The sequence below is a fragment of the Mesorhizobium sp. M1A.T.Ca.IN.004.03.1.1 genome, from assembly GCF_003997555.1.
In the GTDB taxonomy this organism is placed as follows: domain Bacteria; phylum Pseudomonadota; class Alphaproteobacteria; order Rhizobiales; family Rhizobiaceae; genus Mesorhizobium.
This window is the reverse complement of record NZ_RZTV01000026.1, coordinates 1-16,149: the sequence shown is the minus strand read 5'-3', so window position 1 is coordinate 16,149 and position 16,149 is coordinate 1. Positions and strand designations below refer to the sequence as shown.

The window sequence follows — 16,149 nt, the reverse complement described above, 5'->3', positions numbered from 1 at the left end:
TAATTAACTGCCAAGTGACAGCCGATTGGCAGCAGGTCACCCCATGCCGGACTCCCAAATGTCGTCGCTCTCAAGCGCAACGACTGCCCGCATCTTTTTTGAAGTCGGCGAGCACCTCTACGGACCGACGCCGCCCCGTTCCCTGAGCCGCGGCGTAGCCGGTGTATCTGTGACCGTCCGGCTCAAACCACTCCAAGGATTCCACGGTAGCCATGGCGTCGCCCTTGCGGCCGCGCGCGATGCGAATGATCGTGATCCCGGCGCTCGCGTCCATGGAGACACGCTGCCAACGCTTCATCATGCCTCTACCCGCGTCTTGTTCCAAGGCGGTCGGATCATCTCGACGAGCTCTGCCTCGAGGCCGGCGGGCGTGAGCCGGAAGCCCGTTTCACTCCAGCGCCGGCGGAACGGCGATGTAAACCTCGAGAGTGGTCCCAGCGCCCAGCTGCTCGGCGGTGATCTCGTTCAGCAGCCAGTTTACCATGCCAAACAGGCAGGATGAGGTGTGACCGATGGCGGGGAGCGCGGAGACCCTGTTTATCGCAGCACTGCCAGCCATCAGCACTTGCCGCGCAAATGTTTGCTACGCCACAGGATTTAGTGGCAAACTGTGGGGCAGATTTTGGATTTCCGTCAATGAGCCACCGAGGATTACTTTTTGAACCTCGATCTTGTCGCATCTCATGGTCGACCGGACGGCGGGCGGCGCGATTCAGGGTGCGCCCTGACGACCGAAGCGCTGTATCGCGCATAGAGGGGCGGCGGACCGATATGGAAGCCCATTGCCCCCGCTCATGATGATTGGCGAGCAATGAATAGAAGTTGTGGCAGGAGGCGAGTGTCGTGATTGGAGCAGCTGCTTTTGGCTTCATTGAAAGATGCGGCAGTCATCGTTGCTCAACGGACCTCTTGAAGGACATACTTACCAGCTCAAGACCACTCGGATTTGAGCATCTCATTTTCTCAGGTGTGCCCGTGGGAGGTCAGAAACTCGCTCCGATGGTTGAATTGATGGGCTGGCCCCAAGGCTGGTTCGAGCGATATTGTGAGAAAGAGCATTCAAGGTCGGATGCTGTCTGCATCTACTCAGCCAAGTCACGCTTTCCCTTCAATTGGGATGAAATTCCGGAATGCTGGACAGGCACTCCTGAGAGCAAGCTTGTTCACGACGAAGCGACCGAGTTTGGAATCCGCAGCGGATTTGCGGTCCCGATGCATGCGTTCAAACATTGGCAGTCTGTCCTGTCATTCGCTTCCGGGCAGCTACGCTGCAACATGTCGGAACATGAAAAGTCTCTTCTGGTCACGATGGCCATTTACGCTGGGATGTCTATCGAAGCCTTTATATATGGCGAGAGGGAGGTGGACCCGCTGACGGAGCGTCAAAAGGAAGTGCTACTTTGGGCCGCAGAGGGCAAGTCTGCCTGGGATGTATCAGTCATCCTTGGGATAAGCGAAGCGACGGTTCGCAAACATGAAAAAGCGGCCCGCGAGGCGCTAGGCGTTTCGACCACAATCCAAGCAGTTGTCGAAGCAATTAGGCTGCGGGCTATACATCCGTGAATTTGTCAAGGTATCAACCCTGATACCTGACAACGGATGAGAACGTTGCGAAGCTCAGCTCCAACCAACCAGAGGAGCTGATGCATGATCCATGCACATGTAGTCACGTCACGCAATAGGCTGCTCTATGAGAGGGAATTCGACGAATTCCTTCGTCGGCGTCATGACGCCTTTGTGCGGCAGAAGCAGTGGCGCCCGGAAAGCATCGATGGCCGTGAGGTTGATCAATTCGATACGGACGTCGCAACGTACATTCTTGGCATGCAGGACGAACAGGTCGTTACATCCGCCAGGCTTATCCCAACCAGCGATCCACATCTGGTATCCGAAGTTTTCCCTGATATGTGCGAACTAACCGGCGTACCTAGGCGTCCGGACTATGCGGAATGGACGCGAACCTTCGTCAAAGGAGATGTCGCTGACCGCGGAATTAGGGGAACTATTACTCAACTTTCCTATGCCGTCATGGAGTATGCGCTGGATGAAGGTTTGTCAGCGGTCGGAGGTATCCAGAAAACGTACTTCATGGCCCATCATGGCCGCTTGAGATGGAAGGTCCGGCCGTGCGGACTCGCAAAGGAAGTCGGCGGCGAATGGTGTATCGTCGCCTACACTGATGTCACACAGGAAGCATTGGTGAGCGTCCGCCGTCTGCTGGGTATTGACCATTCACTGCTTGTTCGTCGCGGTGAGCAGAGACCGTTTGTCGCCGACAGTGTGAATTTCGACAGCTATCCAAGATTCATTCGCTCGCTGCCGGCGGATGCAAATTTCGAAGTGCCAAAGCGACCCCCGCACTCCTTTGCATCTGCATTGTCGGCAAACGCGAGAGAATCTTAGTGAGTATACCTCTCAGTCATCCAGACGGACGGTGAACTTTCGAGCTTCGACATACGCTAGCATTCAAGACAAAGGAGCGACCTATGGCAAATAGCGCCCAATGCCAGAACTGCACACAACGCGCCTGCCAAGACAACTGTGCATTTCATTACCCAAACTCTCATGAGCGGATTGCCGAAGCCGTATTTGCGGGTGGCGCCTGCCACTTCACCGCGAACGACATACACGGGAGATTGGAATCCGATCGCGCGAACATATCGCTTGAGGCTGTAAACGACACGCTATTGCGCCTCACGAAAAGAGGAGATCTCAGGCAGCTTCCGCAGTTTTCCTCCCAAGCCTACTACGACACGAACACCGCCACGCATGCACACATCTACGACGAGCACTCGGGCGAGCTTGTGGACGTTCCCGATGATTTTTCCGATGCCATCATCAGACATCTTGCCGAACTATTGGGCGATGCAGGTGCTTTGGACCTGATCATTCACCGACGAAGACATCCTTACTGACCGGAGCCTTCCCTGCGGGCGCCATATAGTAACAACTTAACCGGAAATCTGCCGTACGATAAGAAAACTGCGTCCTATCGCAATGTTCCATTCACGCCCCTTGGCGTCAGAAAATCAGGAGTTTGACTGCACATGAACATCGCTCATCAGCAAAAAGGCTTCGCGACAGAACCGATGTGCTTTTCAAACGAGGTTTATCGACAGTTCGCCAATCGAGTGTCACGTACCCTGTATTTTGATCTTGGATATGCGCAGCGCGAGGCAGTTGAAGTATCCGGCCGACTTGAGGCTATGCTTATTGAGAAGGGGCCAGGCGCCTATCGAGATATTTACGATTTTCTGGCCGGCCGTGGTGTGCGCGACCGCTGGAACGGGGTCTTTTATCATTGCCGGTCGGCGGCGATGGCACACTGGTTATTGCCGCATATCCGCGGCACGACGATCGATCTGCTATGCGGCAGCGGCAAACTGGGGGGTATCCTTTCGGAGATGGGTGTGCTCACCACCGTAACCGAACGCGATGACGTTCGCGACAGCTACCAGTTGACCGAAGACAGCGTGACTTGGCTGGATCATGAGACGCTCACAAAGCAGGCAGTGCCAAACAGCTACGATTCGGTGCTGTTGATCACTGCTCTTCACCACGAAGCGGATTCGGAAGGGCTTCTGCAACTCGCCCTGAAGCTCGCATCTAAGCGGGTGATCATCGTCGAGAATTGCGTCGAGCCCGACCTGTCGAACGACCTGCACATTCTGGTTGACGATTTCTTCAACTACGGGCTGAACAAAACGCCTTTACCTTGCCCTGCCTCGCATCGCTCAGCCGATGAATGGAGCAAGATGCTCAACGGGTGCGGCCGCGTGATTTTCACCGACCGACGCGATTCGATGCCAGGCATCCTCCTCAGCCATCACCTTTTGGTTGCTGAGGTCAATCGCTGATGACGCGCAACATTCGCTTAGCCAAGAAGTCGCCGCGACCTGGCGAGATTTAGGAGTTTCCCGAATGCTAAAACAAACGCCGGACAGGCCCTCCGACTATCTGACTGAAGCGCTGCGCGTCTATGGTCTGGACATCGTCGAAAGCGGCCCCGTCCGCTCGCTCAACCAATGGCAGTGGCAGGTGAATCGGTTGCATGCGGCGATCCTCCAGCGCGCAACCGAGCTTAACAACGCCGTGAATATCGCCGAGCCTGTCGAGGACATGGACGCGTTTTGGACTCTGGCAACCCAGACCGATGCTGGAATCACAAATCTTACATATTGGGACACGTTCGAAAACGGCCGGCGCCTTCAGTTGGAGCGTGTCCTGGCCGAGGTCTATGGCTCGGAGCAGAGTATTCTCGTGAATTGCGGCATGTCGGCGATTGCCGTTGCGCTAGGCGCCTGCAAGGTGAGGACTGGCACGCGCCTGCTTGTCGGCAAGTCTCGGTACTTCGAGACCTCGGGCCTGATCGAGCGGCATCTCCTGCCGCTTGGGGTCGAGATTCACGCGGTCGACGTGGCGCAGCCGAACGTCTTGCGAGATGCGCTCGGGGGCTTCCGCCCTGAGGTCGTTCTTCTAGAAACGATAGCCAATATGCCGAGCGTCGATCCGGTGCGCGATATCGCGGCGTGGTCAGCGAGCCCGTCGGCGCCGATCTTCATTCTCGACAATTCGGTGCAGAGTGCGCTTACGCAATGGTTCGATCTGCTCGACTTTCCAGACCGTCTTCTCGTAGTGGAAAGCGGCACAAAATACATCACAAACGATGCGATGTGCGGTGTCATTTACGGCGCAGGGGATCTTATCGCATCGTCACGCCACTATGCGCGCGACACTGGGCAATCCCTACAGGCCCGGGCCCTCTCATACCTCGACGCTTCGCTCATCCGATTGCTGCCGCCGAGAATGGCGACACACAGCCGAAACGTCAGGACGTTTGCGACGGAGCTGTCTCGTTCCGGCATAACTGAGCTTAAGCTTACAGTGCTCGACAGTTTCGCCGACGAGGGCAATGCCAAGGTCTTCGCAAAAGGGGTCGGTTCGCTCATATACCTCGTTTTCGGAGACTTCGAGGGGTCGGATTACAAACAGCTACTGACGCGGTGGCGGCAGAAGGCGCGCGCCCATGGCGATGCGGTTGTGCCCGATGTCCGGGCAGGATTTGGCTGGCTGAAGTCCAGCGCGCGTGTTTACGAGACGACGCGGCTGAACCGCGCTGATGCGCCCTCGTATTTCCGGATATCCCTCGGACTAGAAGACACTGAGGCGGTTAAAGCTAGCGCCAAATGCTTGGCTGACGCCGCGAAGGAGATCCTAGCTGGCCGACAGCCGGCGCTGGAACTCGCAGAGTTTTGGAGAAACTAACATGGCACTGACCGAAGAGACCACTTCGACCGCAGGGACACGTCTTGATGAGCAAGGTGCGGCGTCGCAAACCATGCAGGGAGAATTGCCCTATTTCCTCGACACATCGCGGTCGCCGCGGGAAACCTTCGACAGGTTTCCAAACTGGCTTCAGCCGTTGATCACGGCAGTAAGCGGAAAGCCCCTCCGGGGGCAGAGCCCCGTGTTCACGGTTCCGCCGGTTGGGCGGCTGACGATCGACCTTGCCAAGTTTGCGGCTGGTATCGGGCTTGCCGTGACGTTCCTTTTGATGGGGGGCGTCTGGCTTCTGGCGCTGCCGTTTGCCTGGATTCTGACGGTCAACGGTGCGAGTTCGCTCAAGCTCATCTCGCACTATGCGGCCCATGCGTGCGTTACGGGGAACAAACGTTTGGACAACTGGGTCGGCGAAGTGCTGACAGCGTTCGTTCTGGCCTCGAATATGGACGAGTATGCGCATGGCCACACGATGAAACACCACGGGATGGAGGGAATAGGCACAGCGGACGATCCCGATATGGGCCTTCTGTTCATGATGGGATTCGAAACGGGCCGGGAGATCAGCTGGTACAAAAAACGCTTGCTGCTGTCGCTAATTTCCCCCCGCTACCATCTGCTGTTTCTCTGGGATAGGTTGCGATCGAATTTCATTACCGGGTCGACGACGCGGCGCCTTATGGCGTGGTCCATGCATGGCGTGATACTTGGGCTGGTTGTTTGGCTCGGCGATTTGAACGTCTGGTTCCTGGCCTGGTTCGTGCCGGTCGGCCCGCTTCTCGCGATCAGCATAGGGCTGCAGGTTCCGGCCGAACATCTTTGGTTGTCGCGGCGGGCCAGCAATGAAGCTCCGCGTGATTTCGTTCGTCGCATTTCACATGGCAGGTTCTTTCTAGTTGCCGCACCGCGCCGCGACCTGAGCTGGGGCGAAGCTCTTCTTGCTTGGGGATACTGGTCTGCCGCGATGTTGGGGCCGATGCTGGAACGTGGTTTCGTGTGCGTGTCCGTCATGCCGGCGCACGATTTTCACCACCGCCATGCGCGGATCATGGAATGGCCGGTCGAGCATTATCTGCGCCAGCATGAGATCGACAGGGGTGCCTCGGATTATCGCGACATCTATGGCAACTCGGCCGCCCTCGGCGCGTTCTTCGCCACCTGGTCGCAGCTTCCTCGCAACTTTGTTCCGCATCACCTGACCCTGCTTGGTGCATGTGAGCGCCGTTTCTGAGAGGGGATTTTTCAGAATGAACGTTCCAAAGACCACAAAGTCACGGGCGGCGGATTACACCGCACCCCTGCCTAAATTACCTCCATTATCCGTCGATCTCGATTCCGCGCTCACCTTCGATCAGGCGGTGGAAGCGCTTAAGTATCTGTTCTTCAGCCACTGGGGATTGATGCGTGTGATCGCGGGTACGATCATCCGCATCCCGGAGATCGAGACCAAAGTATTTTTGGCGCACAGCCTCTATCTGCATGCCGAGATCGCGGGTGCAACGCGCCGGAGGCTGATCGAACTACGGGTGCGCGACTCGAAGCTGCGCGAAATCCCACATACAATCTCGGTTGTCAGCAACGAGTTGCTGTATTCTGATTCCGCTGCCGAGTTTGTTTTCGGCTACAGCGTCCTGGTGGCCGATCTTGTCGAACGCCAGACACAGTATGCCCAGAGAACCAGCCGCCTTCTGGACCGCCCGAGCGTGGCGATCATGCGGCGTTTTACTCCCGATCTCGAAGAGGTTGCCGACTGGCTTGAAACGGCTCGAGCGGCCTATGTCGCTATTGAGTCTGAAAGCCATCTCTTTGAGACGCATATCGCTGCGGTGTTAAAGACCCGGGCCTTGGACTGCAAACCATCGCCGGTGTTGAGGCAGAACAGCCGAGGGCCCTATCAGCGGACATACGAATGCTCCCGCGATGGCCGGTTTGCCCTATTCCATCAGTCTCGCCTGTATTCGACATCAGACGGGCTGCAGAAGGTTCCGGATGATCAATACGGCGCAGATCGTCTGGAATTGGCTCGGGTACAGCGCGACGAGATCGATGCCATCGAAACATTCGCAAACGTCTTGTTCGACCTCGATGACGCTCCGTTCGAGCTGGTAGAACAACTCGCGCGTTTCGTTGAAGACGAGGCGCGGCATGTCGAGGCCGGTCACGCAATGCTGGCTAATCTCGGCTACGATCCCTTCGAGCTTCCATGCTCCATCATCGGCATAAATGTGCGAGCTGCGATGCCCCCGATTCTGGCTTTTGCGCAGCTCAATATATTTGGCGAGCTAAATATCGTGAGCCGTCTGAATGTCCTGGCGCAGCAAGCCTATGCGCGGGACGACCACCTCATCGGGAAGGCCTTTGACTTTGTCCATGCCGATGAGCTGACCCATGTCCGTCGCGGCCGCAAACTGCTGATCGAGATGGCACCCGGCGAGAACCCGGCCGATGTCGAGGAAAATGCGCGCCGGTTCGCCGCCCGGCGTTTGGCCGAGGAAGGTGTGCTTGGGGAAGAATATGCGCTAGCGTTGACTCGTAGACAGGTCGGCGACCTAATGGGAGAGTGACATGACTAAAGTCGCTTCCGACTTTTGCGCAGCCAACCGTCTTTCAAACGATGAGAAACATCTTTTCAGGGCGATTGATTCCAGCACCGACATGGCTCTAAGCGCAGCCATTTCGGCCATTGAAGACGCATGTCCAGCGCCGGCGGAGAGACTGAACAGGGCGTTGCTCTTCGCCGTACAGCGCGATGCGTTGGCCGCGAGCAAACGGCTCGTGCATCATGGTGCAAATCTCGAAGCGCGCGACCCGGCATTGTGGCGCACGCCGCTCATCGTCGCCGGATATGAGGGCTCGGCCCAGATGGTGACATTTTTGCTCGAGGCCGGCGCAGACGTTCACGCCGCCGACGATTTCGGCACCACAGCGCTGTGCGCAGCTGCTGAAACCGGCTCTGCTGCGCTTGTGGAGTTGCTGATTGCGCATGGCTCCGATCTCGAGCACCGGAACGATCTAGGTTGGACGCCGCTCATCTCGGCAAGCGCCAATGGCAATCTTGAAGTCATTGATGCCCTTGCGAAGCTAGGCGCCAGCCTCGAAGCCCGAGCGCTTCTTGGCTGGACTCCACTTATCGTCGCTGCCCAAAGCGACAAAGCGGACGTTGTTTCCCGACTTCTCGAACTCGGAGCCAGACGCGATGCCGTGGACAGCTTCGGGCGCACGGCGCTTTCTGCCTCACAAGGGGCGAGGCTACAGCCAACATCCTCGAGCGCAACGCCGCCCGCGGCCATGCCTGCGCCTCTGCGCAGGGCCTAAAGTTCATTGAGCCTGATGATAACAAGGCCCAGATACTCGGGAGTATGAAGAATGGGCAATTTGTCGGCGCATGAGGCCTATTTCGAATTGGCTTGCCAGTTCTTTTGGCGTTCGGGCTTCGTCTCGTCGCCGGGAAGCTATCTGGTCCACAACAAGAACCGGGGGATTGTCAAGGTTGGGGTTGGCGGGGGACGGCGGGTTTCCCTGCCTTCGGCGGCGCAATCGCAGTTTAGACATACTACCAAGGACGGCCAGGATACGGGGCTGTTCGATGTCTTGAACGCCAGTGTGGATGCAGACGCCCCTTGTTTCTTTCTCGTCAGCCCTGATTTCAAAAGAGCCTTTCGCGACGCGCGCTTACCCTCTGCGGTTTTCGAGCAGCCCCGGCTCGAATTTCGATTTTCCGCAGCGACGCCACACGGGGAGGTCAGCTATGCGCAGGATAGTTCCGGCGTGCGCGAGGCGCGGCAAATGCTCTCGGAACTGGTGGACGATATCATCGTACCGCTTGGCACTCCCATCCCACCCGCGCCATTGTCCTTTGCGGAAGTCTCGGATGGCTGGGAGCGCGCCGAAAGCGATGCGGCATTTCTGGCGCGCTTGGAAGCTGGCATCCTCGCGCTGCAGGACCACCCTGATGGCAAAATGACGATGATGCGATCGTTCTGCAGGGCCATTCCTTGCAACGTCGATCGTTTCGATATCTATCGGCAGCATGCTCGAAACAACGGCGAATATGCGTGCAGCCACTTTTATTGCCTTGATGAGACAACCTTCTCATTCGGATGCAGCCCAGAAAACACCTTCGAAATCGTCGGAGGCGATCTTCACGTCGACGTTGTGGCCTCGACATGCAAGGCGGGACAGGGGGAGGCCTTTGAAAGGCGCGAGCTCATCGAAAATCCCAAACAGCAAAAAGAGCATTTGGCGACTATTGAGAGCCGGTCGGCGCGCTACGCCCCTTTCTGCGAGGCCGAGGGCATGACACTTATCAAGCCCATGCAGATCAAACGGCTTCGCCATGTCTGTCATCTGCATAGTCTGGTGGTTGGATCACTGCGCCCGCAGATCACGATCTTAGACATCATCCCCACGCTCTTCCCAATAATGGGGGCGAAGCCTGCCGAGCTGTTATCTCTGTCGGATTCCGACAAGAGCCCACATCGCTTTTACGGGGGTATCGTCGGCCATTGGGAAGAGGGCTATGCGGGTAGCTTCCTGAATCTGCGCAACGCATTGGTTCAGGGCGACACCATCCATGCTAAGGTCGGCATGGGCGTGTTGCGCGAATCCAATGCGGCGAGTGAACTGACCGAAACCGAAGACAAGATATCGGGTCTCATGGAAGCAGTTTTCCAATGCTGCCAGGGTGAGAACCGAGCCTGAACGCGTCTGGTCGGACCTGCGCGAGGGTCGCCCCCGGGGATCTCTTGTTTCTCCGATGATCCTATCGGTTCACGATTGTTTGTTGCGAGGAATAGTTCGTCCCATGAAGATTTGTGTCGACCTGATTCTCGCCATCCTGCCTATCCATTTTGCTGTGATGGTAAGCCCGGGTCCAAACTCAGTACTGCTCCTGACAACAGCGCTGTCGAGCGGGCGAAGCAATGCCATGCGCGCTGCTTTGGGAATTGCAATCGGAAGCTTGGTGTGGATGGTGGGAGCGATGGTTGGCGTGTCGGTGATTTTGGAGGCGCTGCCGGCATTGGGCCTGGCGCTCAAAATCGCGGGCGGCGGATACCTGATTTATCTTGGGGTAAGGCTCTGGAAGGCGGATGCGCTGAAGCCCGGTGCGCTCGGCAAAGGCAACGGATCATCCCACAGGAATTACTTCCGCCGCGGTCTGGTTGCCAATCTGACAAATCCGAAATCCGCGGCCTATTTCGGAAGTATCTTCGCGGCCTTTCTGACCAAAGAGGTGCCAGTTGTTGCACTGGCCATTATGATTTCGTTGCTCTTCCTGATGTCGATAGCCTGGCACGGAGTGCTTGCAACGACTTTTTCGACCAACGCCTTTCGCGCCCCGTATCTGAGGCATTGCGGCCTGATCAACCGGATCACCGGAGCAATCCTAGCGGCGCTCGGTGTCAGGCTGGCCGCTTCTGCCTCGCTAGGTTGAAAACGGCGCCGAGACGCAAGCCGATGCGCCGGCGATTGGCCGCGAACGTCGGCTTCGGCTTACTCCTGCATTGCCGGTCGAACGTTTTAAGCCCGGCGGCACCTTATGCCTAGCGGATTGAATTGAAAAAAGCTTGAGCACCGACGTACAAGCGTGTCGGCAGCAACAATATACATGCGCCTGCTGCCTTGGCGGCCTGTTGCGCCCCGGGCTCTTGTCGGCGGCGAGGTTGCCGAGGACGATGACGTCGTCCCTTCTGAACGTCGGCGCGAGCTGCTGCTCGACATAGGTCTCGAAGAAGCGCCGGCTCATCGGCCGAACAGGCTTTCCGCCACCGGCGCGCCTCTTGCATTCCGGGCAGTTCCCAAAGCTGACCAATGTCAATGAATCGGCCAACAGCGCAGGAAAGAGAACTGGCCCTGGCCGAACTCGTCGCCCGCCGGCGGCAGATCTGCAGATGATCGTGGCCGAGGAGAACCGTGCCCGCACCACCACGGCCAAGACACGTGCAAAAGAGCATCCAACGGCTGCTCACCGCGATCCGCTGTGAACTGGCAAGCCTCAATGGAGACATGGACGATCATATCCGCAAGTCTCCAGTCTGGCGTCAATGAAAAGCTGCTCTTCTCCGTGCCGGGTGTCGGTCAAATTGTCGCCCCGCTAGCGATTGCCGAAATGCCGGAGCCTGGCAGCCTCGACCGCCCCCAGATTCGCCGCGCTCGCCTGCGCCATGGACGAGGCAGTCCGGCAAATGGCGCGGCAAGAGCGTCATCGGCGGCGGCAGGAGCCGCGTGCGCGCCGTCCCCTTCATGGCCGCCCTCGTCGCCATCAGGCACAATCCCGTGCTCAAGGCCTTCCGCGATCGTCTTGTCGAGGCCGGCAAGCCTAACATCGTTGCCGTCGTCGCCACGATGCGAAAGCTCCTTACCATTCTCAACGCCATCGTCCGGGACCAAAAACCATGGCAAACAGCTTGACATCCAAGACAGCCGCTCTCCCCAGTTCAGGTTTGCGGCGGCAGACTAAGCATTTGAAAAGAAAGGCACACCCGAAGAGAATCGAACTCCTCACTACCAAATTGTAATCTTTAGCCCAAAGGTTATTCAAATCCTGTCGGGATCACCGTAGTGTTCAAACGTGTAGCGAATCACCGCCATACTCTTTCACAAATTAAATTATTACGGCAGATGCGACTTGCACCATGTTAGGATGTCTAATTATCGAAACGGGCTACCGCCAACTCAATTTGGCCCTGAATAAACTCAGCGAATGCTATTCCTTGAGCGGCCAATTCTTTGGGGAAGAGGGAGGCCTTCGTCAGACCAGGCAAACTGTTGATCTCGAGGAAAAACAGTTGATCTGCCGTGACGATGAAGTCGCTTCTCGAGTACCCGCGAGCACCTATGGTTGAATGGGCTTTCAATGCCATAGCCTGTAGGGTTGAATTCACCTTCTCGCCAAAGCTGGCTGGGCAGATCTCATTAGTTCCGGGAGATAGGTACTTCGCTGCATAGTCAAATACACCATCAGCAGGTCGAATTTCCGCGGGCAGCAGTGCTATTAATTTCCCATTATGCTCCAGGACGCCACAGGTCGCCTCGATACCTGCAATAAACGGTTCAAAAAGATAAGCTTCGTTGTGAACAGCTTCACCGAATTCTTTCAGTTCTTCAAGGCTTTTCACAAACAGAAGCCCATAACTTGACCCATCGGCTATGGGCTTAGCCACAAGTTTCCCGTAGGTGACGAGATCGTGCGTAGCTGATTCAACTGAGAGAGTGGGCGGTGTTAAAATGCCAGCTTTAGCGACAGCTTCTTTGGTCGCCACTTTATCGAAGGCAAGCCGGCTTGCTGCCGATCCGGATCCTGTAAAACTTACCCTACGATCTTCACATAGAGCCGCCAGTTGCCCGTTTTCCGCCATACCACCGTGTAGACCGAGTACGAGTACCCGTTCCTCCAGGCGAGCACGGTCAATTGCGGCCTCAATTGTGCCAATTGATTCACCCGATATCGGCAGCTCGACCTCGAATGGGCGTTCGTGGCTCATGAGAACTCCCCGGTTGAAGAAGTGGACGAGCCCGTCAAGATTCCAAAACCAAAGGTCTGCGTCCGGCAACGCCTCGGCCAAGGCTTGGGCGCTTGCGACTGACACGAGGTGTTCACGGTTAACACCTCCGAATAGAATAGTATTGCGCATCTGATATGGGATCCTTGGGTTTGGAGATTTAACTTGGTACTATGCTTGGTGACTTTGCGGCTCGGACAATCCGGTTCGTCCACGCGTTTCGCGATAGGCTGGACTTAATGTAGCAACGAAAGCGACGCGCAGCTCAGGTTGTGATCCGCGAGATGGAACAAACCGAGGCGTGCAGAACCATAAAACGTTGGGACGGCTGCTGTCCATAAAGAGGATCGTTCAACGGACAGCACCGCGACCGACGCGTCATCTTTCATCGCGAAATAGCGCTAATAAAGTCAGCATTGACGGCGGCGCTCATGGAAGACCTGGCCGCTCAAATGAGGTTCGTCCGACCTCACCACCCCGCCTTCGCTTCTGATAGCGATGCAAGGCACGCATGAGCAGATACATTTCAAACGTGGCTTGGCATCGGCGTTGCGCCGGGTATTGCATCTCGGGCACGAGCCGAAACATGCAAACACCGTCAAGATCCGTGTCAAATCCAGACATCAAACCAGCAGACCTAAACGTCTGTTTTCGCAGGGCATCGGCGCCGTTCTTTTCATGAACCGCGAGGTCCGAGACAGGCTCGACGGCCGCTCGCTACTTCGGCCTAGTCTCAACCGATCGCATCATCGGCCGCGCGGTCCCGCTGTGGACCGACGAGCAAGGCGACGGCCGCTTTCAATGGCGTGCGCCAGCGCGGTGAGCGCGCCACCGGCGGCGCCTTTCGTGCCGTCCCCATCACCGCAGACCATCAGCCACAGGGGGAACGACATGCCACAGATCGGAGAATTCACGCGCAACCAGACCGGCTATTCGGGACGCATCCAGACACTCATCCTGAAACTCGAAATTAAGCGAGCGACGAAAACAAACCCGACTAGCGCGTGCACGCCGGCGGCGAGGACGGCCCCCACATCGGTGCCGGATGGAAGCGCTCGGGCGAAAAAGCCGGCGAGTCGTATCGCTGCAGATACACGACCCGACATTCGCCCAGACGAGCGAGTTCGCTGTCGACTACCTTGTCCTCGAGGAGCTCGTTGAGGAGCTCCGTGCTCCGGTCCTGAATCTGAGGAGTTCTGAGTAGCCTCTTTCCCTCAACCGCACAGACGTTTGCTGCTCGATCGTAGCTGCTCGCCTGAATCAGTTTCCGCTGCGGGTTGGCCCTGTTCGTCGGTCCACTCCTCGAACACCGCGTCGTCGCGCGAGAGCTTATCGAGGTCATAGCCGTAGGCTTCTGCGTACGAGTGCGTGGCGTTTCCAAAAAGTGCGCGGTTCTGCGTATAGTACCGGCAAAAGAGCTCTTGCTTCTGCGTGAGCTTTCGCGGCTTTGAAGCGGCCTTCTTCTTGGTTTTGGATTTGACAGCCATAGGGCGTGTGGTGCTGTAATTGTAACATACAATCTGGCTGAGGCGGGGACTACACGCTCATGAAAGGAGACAGGGATGGCTAGGTTGGGTGAATTCTTCGACTCAACTGACACAATTATCGAGGTCGCTACGTTCCTCCATGACCTTGCCGAAGGGTTGGGGGAAAAGGAGGTGAAGGTCGGCGACGATGGGATCGAACTCGCGAAGAGCCTCGGAATGGAACTGCCGGAGGCGCTCGCTCGGACATCGGTTGTTGTGAGCGATCCGGCGCGCAATACCATCGGACCAACGATCCAAATTGAGTTTCCTCCCGAGATCGCCAAGGCCCCAAATATTAGGTTCAGCAAGTGCTTTGATATTTGCAAGGAGGGACCGCTCGGCGTTGGTAAGGTGTGCGCGAACGTCTGCATCAACTGTTCCGCGAGCTTCAGTCAGGTCAAGTGCAAGATCACAATCACGATCATTGCAACATTCTGAAGGCTAAAAAGCCCTCGGCAAGTGAGCCGAGGGCTTTTGGATCACGCCGGAAGCGCAAAGGCGAATAGCATCGGCTGGTGCTACGTACCGGCACAGCGCCTGAGAACAGTGGACTGCTTGCTGTGGTTTAACGCCAGCATAGGGTTTTTGGCTTCGTCAAACTGTCGGACGGCACGGATGCTCATCTGCGCATCCGCGTGTTGGAAGTTGCCGGAAGCCGCGCTGTTTCCGAGAGGACACGTCTCAAGGTGGCGGTTGAAGAAAGTACAAGAGGTCATCAGGTCGTGCAAGTGTGAGATCAGCGATCAGATCGCGAAAACGCCGCCAGATACGCGCCGCGCTGGAGAGCCCACCGCTGATACGGGTGCGCAGCTGAAGAGCCAGGGCACGGTCAAATGGTACTATCCCGAAAAAGGCTTCGGCTTCATTGCACCCGATAACGGTGAGAAGGACGTTTTCGTTCATGCCACCGCGTTGAACCGCTCAGGCTCAGCGTGCTGGTGGAGGGACAGAAAGTGTTTGTTGCGGGCAGGGCAAGAAAGGCCTGGAAGTCCGGAGCATTCGACTCGCCGAGAAGCCCATACACTGGCCAAGGGCCAAATTGCCGCTCATACAAAGAAAAAGCCCACTGCCGGGAGGAGGTGGCAGTGGGCTCGATTTGAAATGCAGCGCGGGAGGAGGTGCACCGCATTCAGCGTCGGCATCGCATCTGGGAGGAGTAGATGGCCGACAACAGGATCATATCGATCGCCACAGATATTGCAATGCACAAATTGCATATCGCATGTGCGAAAGCGTGACCTGGGTGTAAGCATCGACATTGTCTCGAAAGATCCACTCTCCAAATCGTTGCCATAGCTGGCGGCTGTTGACATTAATGGTGTTGGTCATTTTGCTCTCCTTTGCGTTGTCGCAAGGAGGGCAGATCTGCGCCTGGATCGATACGTCGAGCGCCGGCGCTCGTCGGCGACAAGCAGATCCGGCTGCAGCATGAGCGCGCGCGCGTGCCAGGCCGATGCGCTGCCTTTGGCCTCCCGAAAAAACGTGCGGGCATCGATCGGCCGCACTGCAGCTAAGCCCGACGCGAACAAGAAGCCGGAACATGCGCTCCTCGGGCCTTTCGCGCGAGAGGCCGCTGAAGATTGCGGCTTCGGTCGAGATGCGGCGGACGCGATGGCGCGGATTGAGGGAGGCGAAGGGATAGCGAACTCGGCCGCGTAGGCGTTCGCCGCGTCGATTGTGCTGATGTCGCCAGGCGTAGCTTCTTCACAAGACGGCAGCGCCAGGTTAGCGCGTTCGAGGCAGCCCTTGGCCTGCGGGCTGTTGGCGCACATGATGTCGATGTTCAGCTGGAGTACGCGGTGACGGAACCGATTAGCCTTGTGTCGCTTGGCACTTAATTG

General features: G+C 57.2%; 16 protein-coding genes and 4 pseudogenes. 14 read left to right on the top strand and 6 right to left on the bottom strand.

The annotated features are described in order from the left end of the window. Window positions 1–70: 70 nt before the first annotated feature. Window positions 71–301 carry a hypothetical protein gene (locus EOD29_RS30080; RefSeq protein ID WP_127248733.1) on the bottom strand — a complete coding sequence of 77 codons (231 nt, stop codon included), beginning with the start codon at window positions 299–301 and terminating at the stop codon, window positions 71–73. A gap of 87 nt (window positions 302–388) precedes the next feature. After that, window positions 389–559 carry a hypothetical protein gene (locus tag EOD29_RS36180; RefSeq protein ID WP_164763874.1) on the bottom strand — a complete coding sequence of 57 codons (171 nt, stop codon included), beginning with the start codon at window positions 557–559 and terminating at the stop codon, window positions 389–391. A 284-nt stretch (window positions 560–843) separates the two neighbouring features. Between EOD29_RS36180 and EOD29_RS30075 the strand changes: the two genes are divergently transcribed. The 11 genes and pseudogenes from EOD29_RS30075 to EOD29_RS37500 form a co-directional block, all read left to right on the top strand. Beyond that, a complete protein-coding gene (locus tag EOD29_RS30075) occupies window positions 844–1,563 on the top strand; it encodes a LuxR family transcriptional regulator (protein WP_127248732.1) in 720 nt (239 codons plus the stop codon). A gap of 84 nt (window positions 1,564–1,647) precedes the next feature. Further along, window positions 1,648–2,403, top strand: coding sequence for an acyl-homoserine-lactone synthase (locus EOD29_RS30070; RefSeq protein WP_127248731.1), 756 nt, complete (start codon window positions 1,648–1,650; stop codon window positions 2,401–2,403). 83 nt (window positions 2,404–2,486) lie between these two features. Beyond that, on the top strand, window positions 2,487–2,915 hold the full coding sequence (locus EOD29_RS30065) for a transcriptional repressor (RefSeq protein WP_127248730.1): 429 nt from the start codon (window positions 2,487–2,489) through the stop codon (window positions 2,913–2,915). A 132-nt stretch (window positions 2,916–3,047) separates the two neighbouring features. After that, on the top strand, window positions 3,048–3,857 hold the full coding sequence (locus tag EOD29_RS30060) for a hypothetical protein (RefSeq protein ID WP_127248729.1): 810 nt from the start codon (window positions 3,048–3,050) through the stop codon (window positions 3,855–3,857). Window positions 3,858–3,921: 64 nt separating this feature from the next. Next, complete coding sequence (locus EOD29_RS30055) at window positions 3,922–5,265, top strand: PLP-dependent transferase (RefSeq protein ID WP_127248728.1); 1,344 nt, start codon at window positions 3,922–3,924, stop codon at window positions 5,263–5,265. Between the two features lies 1 nt (window position 5,266). Further along, window positions 5,267–6,511 (top strand): fatty acid desaturase, encoded by a 1,245-nt coding sequence (locus tag EOD29_RS30050; RefSeq protein ID WP_127248727.1) that lies wholly within the window; start codon window positions 5,267–5,269, stop codon window positions 6,509–6,511. Between the two features lie 16 nt (window positions 6,512–6,527). Then, entirely contained in the window at window positions 6,528–7,844 is a 1,317-nt protein-coding gene (locus EOD29_RS30045; RefSeq protein ID WP_127248726.1) for a hypothetical protein, read from the top strand. Between the two features lies 1 nt (window position 7,845). Then, window positions 7,846–8,595, top strand: a complete 750-nt coding sequence (locus EOD29_RS30040) for an ankyrin repeat domain-containing protein (RefSeq protein ID WP_127248725.1) — start codon at window positions 7,846–7,848, stop codon at window positions 8,593–8,595. A 51-nt stretch (window positions 8,596–8,646) separates the two neighbouring features. Beyond that, window positions 8,647–9,981 (top strand): chorismate-binding protein, encoded by a 1,335-nt coding sequence (locus EOD29_RS30035; RefSeq protein WP_127248724.1) that lies wholly within the window; start codon window positions 8,647–8,649, stop codon window positions 9,979–9,981. A 103-nt stretch (window positions 9,982–10,084) separates the two neighbouring features. After that, window positions 10,085–10,714, top strand: a complete 630-nt coding sequence (locus tag EOD29_RS30030; protein ID WP_164763873.1) for a LysE family transporter — start codon at window positions 10,085–10,087, stop codon at window positions 10,712–10,714. Between the two features lie 737 nt (window positions 10,715–11,451). Next, window positions 11,452–11,691: pseudogene (locus EOD29_RS37500) on the top strand (transposase); the annotation flags it as partial. 236 nt (window positions 11,692–11,927) lie between these two features. Here EOD29_RS37500 and EOD29_RS30020 read toward each other — a convergent pair. Next, window positions 11,928–12,914 (bottom strand): ATP-grasp domain-containing protein, encoded by a 987-nt coding sequence (locus EOD29_RS30020; protein ID WP_127248722.1) that lies wholly within the window; start codon window positions 12,912–12,914, stop codon window positions 11,928–11,930. Between the two features lie 546 nt (window positions 12,915–13,460). Here EOD29_RS30020 and EOD29_RS30015 point away from each other — a divergent pair. Continuing rightward, window positions 13,461–13,605, top strand: a pseudogene (locus tag EOD29_RS30015) (peptidase S26); the annotation flags it as partial. Window positions 13,606–13,996: 391 nt separating this feature from the next. Here EOD29_RS30015 and EOD29_RS30005 read toward each other — a convergent pair. Next, a complete protein-coding gene (locus tag EOD29_RS30005) occupies window positions 13,997–14,269 on the bottom strand; it encodes a hypothetical protein (protein ID WP_127248721.1) in 273 nt (90 codons plus the stop codon). Between the two features lie 84 nt (window positions 14,270–14,353). Here EOD29_RS30005 and EOD29_RS30000 point away from each other — a divergent pair, with 84 nt between their 5' ends. Both EOD29_RS30000 and EOD29_RS37490 read left to right on the top strand, forming a co-directional pair. Next, window positions 14,354–14,746 carry a hypothetical protein gene (locus tag EOD29_RS30000; RefSeq protein ID WP_127248720.1) on the top strand — a complete coding sequence of 131 codons (393 nt, stop codon included), beginning with the start codon at window positions 14,354–14,356 and terminating at the stop codon, window positions 14,744–14,746. A gap of 372 nt (window positions 14,747–15,118) precedes the next feature. Next, a pseudogene (locus tag EOD29_RS37490) lies at window positions 15,119–15,235 on the top strand (cold shock domain-containing protein); the annotation flags it as partial. Between the two features lie 249 nt (window positions 15,236–15,484). Here the strand turns inward: EOD29_RS37490 and EOD29_RS36170 are convergent. Beyond that, on the bottom strand, window positions 15,485–15,637 hold the full coding sequence (locus EOD29_RS36170; RefSeq protein ID WP_164763872.1) for a hypothetical protein: 153 nt from the start codon (window positions 15,635–15,637) through the stop codon (window positions 15,485–15,487). Between the two features lie 361 nt (window positions 15,638–15,998). Next, window positions 15,999–16,149, bottom strand: a pseudogene (locus tag EOD29_RS37485) (ISNCY family transposase); the annotation flags it as partial.